The 4,264-nt window shown below is 29.1% G+C and carries 4 protein-coding genes; 1 reads left to right on the top strand and 3 read right to left on the bottom strand.

The window, feature by feature from the left end:
• The 3 genes from Q0J90_RS07105 to Q0J90_RS07095 form a co-directional block, all read right to left on the bottom strand.
• A partial coding sequence (locus tag Q0J90_RS07105) for a peptide ABC transporter substrate-binding protein (protein ID WP_297277242.1) occupies positions 1–904 on the bottom strand: 904 nt, incomplete at its 3' end.
• A 47-nt stretch (positions 905–951) separates the two neighbouring features.
• Positions 952–1,404, bottom strand: coding sequence for an ABC transporter substrate-binding protein (locus Q0J90_RS07100; RefSeq protein WP_297277241.1), 453 nt, complete (start codon positions 1,402–1,404; stop codon positions 952–954).
• 33 nt (positions 1,405–1,437) lie between these two features.
• Positions 1,438–3,045, bottom strand: a complete 1,608-nt coding sequence (locus Q0J90_RS07095) for a peptide ABC transporter substrate-binding protein (RefSeq protein ID WP_297277240.1) — start codon at positions 3,043–3,045, stop codon at positions 1,438–1,440.
• Positions 3,046–3,224: 179 nt separating this feature from the next.
• On the opposite strand from Q0J90_RS07095, the gene Q0J90_RS07090 reads away from it, so the two are divergent.
• Positions 3,225–4,264, top strand: a 1,040-nt coding sequence (locus tag Q0J90_RS07090; RefSeq protein ID WP_367173860.1) for a DUF3298 domain-containing protein, incomplete at its 3' end; no start/stop codon positions are given.

Genomic DNA, 4,264 nt, shown 5'->3' with positions numbered 1-4,264 from the left:
TGTTTACTAATAGATCATAACTTGGATTTGAGTATAAGCCATAATTAAATGAATTTCCTGTAAGCATTATATCAAGCATAGTCATAGGATCTCTATAATCAGCATTCCAAGCCATAGAACCCATATCGAAATTCTTTTCTACTAAATATTGTAAAACTAAAGGATATTCATCATTTTTTAATGTTACATCAATATTTAAATTTGCTTTCCACATTTGCTGTATAGCTTCTGCTACTATTATATGAAGTCCAGGTGAAACTCTTATTTCTAATACTGGGAAACCTTCTCCATTAGTATATCCTGCTTCAGCCATTAATGCTTTAGCTTTTTCAACATTGTCTTTATAATTATCAGTATCTATTAATACTCCGGCTTCAGCTCTGTAGGAATCGTTAATACCGTCAATAGTAGGCGGAACAAAACCTTGAGCAGGTGCCTGTCCTCCCATAGTAACATTTGATACTATGTAGTTTCTATCTATTGCAAGAGATAATGCATGTCTTACTCTTTTGTCTTTCAAAGTATTATTTGTGATGTTAAGCGATAAATAAAAAGTACCTACACCATCTTTAAGTACAATATAATTTTCTTCTTTCAATTTTGCTATTTCGCTAGAAGGCGGCTCTAATGCTGAGAAATGTATAGTGCCTCCTCTTATTCCTGCAATAGCGGTATTAGGATCACTCATAGATAGGAAAGTTAATTTTTTAGCAACTGTTTCATCTGCTTTATAATAATTTGTTCTTGCCTCAAACACTATGTATTGATCCATTACTCTTTCAGTCATTTGATAAGGACCATTTCCTATAAAAGTTTCAGGAGATAAAGTCCAATCATCTCCGTATTTTTCTATAATATCCTGTCTTATAGGAGAGAATACCCCAACAGTAGCCATAAATTCCAAGAAATAAGCAGCAGGATCTACTAAAGTAACTTCAAAAGTATAATCGTCTATATTGCTTTTACTCCAAGTTCATTATAGTCCATTTGTCCAGCATTAATTTCTTTAGCATTTTTTATTATCTCTAATAAAGAAGCATACTGAGCAGCTGTAGCAGGATTAACAACTCTTTTCCATCCGTATTCAAAATCATGTGCTGTTACAGGCTTGCCGTCTGACCATAGAGCATTTGTTCTTAAATGAAAAGTATATACTTTACCATCTTCAGAAATATCCCAGCTTTCAGCCATTCCGGCAGTTAATTTACCGTCAGGACCTATGGTAGTTAAACTTTCAAAAGCATGGAAAAGCATAGCAGATACAACATTCAATGTGTTTAAGCTAGGATCTATAGTCCTTGGTTCTGCTCCCATATTAATAATTATACCGTCAGATGTTTTTTTACCGCATGATATAAAAAACGCTGATAAAATAATTAGTAATATAGCTGTTAATTTTTTCATAATGTACTCCTAATACTTTATTTTATATATTTTTTATTGTTCCATATAAGCATAATTAAATCTATGTCTTCCCAATGGATTTAATACCACACCTTTTAATTTAGGATCTTTAACAAAAGAGTCTGTTCTGTAATAAAGAGGTATAATAGGCATTTCATCTAAAAGTATAGCTTCAGCTGCTTTCATATAACTCATTCTAAGATGATTATCTTTATTTTGTTTTGCAGATAATATTAAATTATCATACTGAGCATTATGGAATCCTGTATGATTTACTCCGCCGTAGCTTATCATTACATCAAGCATTGTCATAGGATCATTATAATCTCCAGTCCATCCCATTCTAGACATTTGATAATCTTTTTCTATTAAAGACTGCAATGTTATAGGAAATTCCTCTTGAACTAATGATACATTAACATTTAAATTCTCTTTCCACATTTGCTGTATAGCTTCTCCAACTAATACATAAATACCAGGTGAAACTTTTAATTCTATTACAGGATAATTTTGTCCGTTGCTGTAACCTGCTTCAGCCATTAATGCTTTGGCTTTTTCCACATTAGCAGCATAATTGTCAATATTTATATAGTTTGTAGTTTCTTCTCTAAAGCTTTTTTCTTCGCCTTTAACAGCAGGAGGTATGAAAGCACCGGCAGGTATCTGTCCTCCTTTTGTAACATTATCTACTATATATTTTCTGTCTATTGCAAGTGCTAATGCTTGTCTGACTCTTTTATCTTTAAATGCTTCATTTGTAATATTTATTTCTATATAAAAAGTACCTATAGCATTATTATTAGTGATATATCCGCCTTCTTTTAATGTTTCTATTTCAGCAGAAGGAGGTTCTAAAGCAGAGAAATTTATATTACCTCCTCTTATTCCTGCAATAGCAGTGTTAGGATCTCCCATAATTATAAAATTAATTTCTTTAGCAACTTGTTCATTTTTAGCATAATAATTAGTATTAACATCAAAAACTATTCTTTCATCTGTTAATCTTTCTTTCATTTTATAAGCACCATTTCCAATGTAAGTTTCTGGTTTTAAAGTCCAGTCATCTCCGTATTTTTCTATGATATCTTTTCTAACAGGGAAAAATACTCCTGTAGAAGCTATAAAGTCTAAAAAGTAATTTGCCGGATTAGCTAATGTTACTTCAAATGTGTAATCATTAATTGCTTTAACAGCTAAGTTTTCATAATTCATAGTACCTTTGTTTATTTCTTTTGCATTTTTTACAATTTCCATCATATAAGAATATTCAGCAGCTGTTTCAGGATTAACTGCTCTTTTCCATGAGTATTCAAAATCACGAGCTGTTACTGGTTTTCCATCAGACCATTTTGCATTTTTTCTTATACTAAAAGTATAAGTAAGCCCGTCATCTGAAATAGTCCAACTTTCTGCCATGCCTGCTCTGACATTGTTATTAGAATCTATTTTTGTTAGGCCTTCAAAAGCATGATGTATATAACACGATGCAATATTAAGAGAGTTTAATGTTGGATCTATTGTTTTAGGTTCCGGACCTAAATTCACATATATTGATGAATTTTCTGCAGTATCATTTTTTATTTTACCGCATGATATTATCATCAATATAGCCGCAGATAGAATAATTAATAATCTTTTCATATTGCTGCTTCCTTTTTATATAATTTTATTTTCATATTATATTATAATTTTTTTTGTGTCAATAAAATAATTCTTTATATAGTAATACTGCTGTATGATTTTTTAGATGTTGACAAAAAACAGGAATAATATATTATGTTTACTTATGTTATTCTTAAAATTTAAGGAAATGGTTTATGATGAAAAAAAATATATTATCAATAGTATTAATAATATTTGTAATAATATCATGTTCAAATAAAGAAAATAATAATACTGAAAATACACAGACAAATACTGATTTAATAGAAAATCAAACTAATGAAACAGAAACAATTAAAAATGAATCTATATCAAATGCATCTAAAAGTGCAGAATGGATATCTCATCACTATTATATAAAAAACGATGAAGGAGATTTCTTTTCTGTATATTTAAATGACAGATGGCCTGATCATATAAATAGCGATTCTGAATTAATGCCTAATTATGAAAAAATAAAGGCAGCTTTTAATTATAAAAATTTAAATGATATAAATCAATTTTATGATAAAAACAGCATTCTTGATATAACAAATAATAGAATATATGCAGAAGCTGAAAACGGCGACAGTATAGAAAGTACATATTCAAATATTACATCATTTAAAATGACTTCCAAATCTTTAAATAGTTCATCAAAAGAAATAAATACAACTTCATCATTAAAAGCAGCAGTATATAACTATGCATATTCAGATGTTTCTGAAACTAATGAATATGGAAGTGCATCAACATTCTCATATAAAGATTCTATATTTTTGCTTATACCTGATGACACTAACAAATTAGAAGTATATGATAAAATTTCTTTTGATATAAATGAAGGTTTCAATCTAAATAATCTAAAAAGAAATGAAAATTTAGAATTTGAAGATAAAAAGGGAAGCATATCAAAATTATTTGAAAATGATATGAGTGATCCTTATGATGAATGGGTAACAAATTCAGCTGACAGCTATGAATCAAGTAAATCTATCAACATAACTTATTTTAATGATAAAACTATATCTATAACAAGAACTTCAGCATTATATTTAGGCGGAGCACATGGAGTGTACAATAATTATAATTTAGTATATTCATTAGAAACAGGTGAAAAAATAGAAGTTACTAATTTGATAAAAGATTTTGATGATGGTGAATTAAAAAGTACTATGGTAAGCAAACTTCTTTCTATAGACAACAGAACAGAAGAAGA

This window comes from uncultured Brachyspira sp. (assembly GCF_944390595.1).
Lineage (GTDB): Bacteria > Spirochaetota > Brachyspiria > Brachyspirales > Brachyspiraceae > Brachyspira.
The sequence above is the reverse complement of the archived record's forward strand: the minus strand, read 5'-3'. Positions and strand labels throughout refer to the sequence as shown.

What these genes read in the sequence shown, in the direction of transcription:
- Q0J90_RS07100 (WP_297277241.1), bottom strand. Translation starts at nt 1,404, where the DNA reads ATGAAAAAATTAACAGCTATATTACTAATTATTTTATCAGCGTTTTTT.
- Q0J90_RS07095 (WP_297277240.1), bottom strand. Translation starts at nt 3,045, where the DNA reads ATGAAAAGATTATTAATTATTCTATCTGCGGCTATATTGATGATAATA.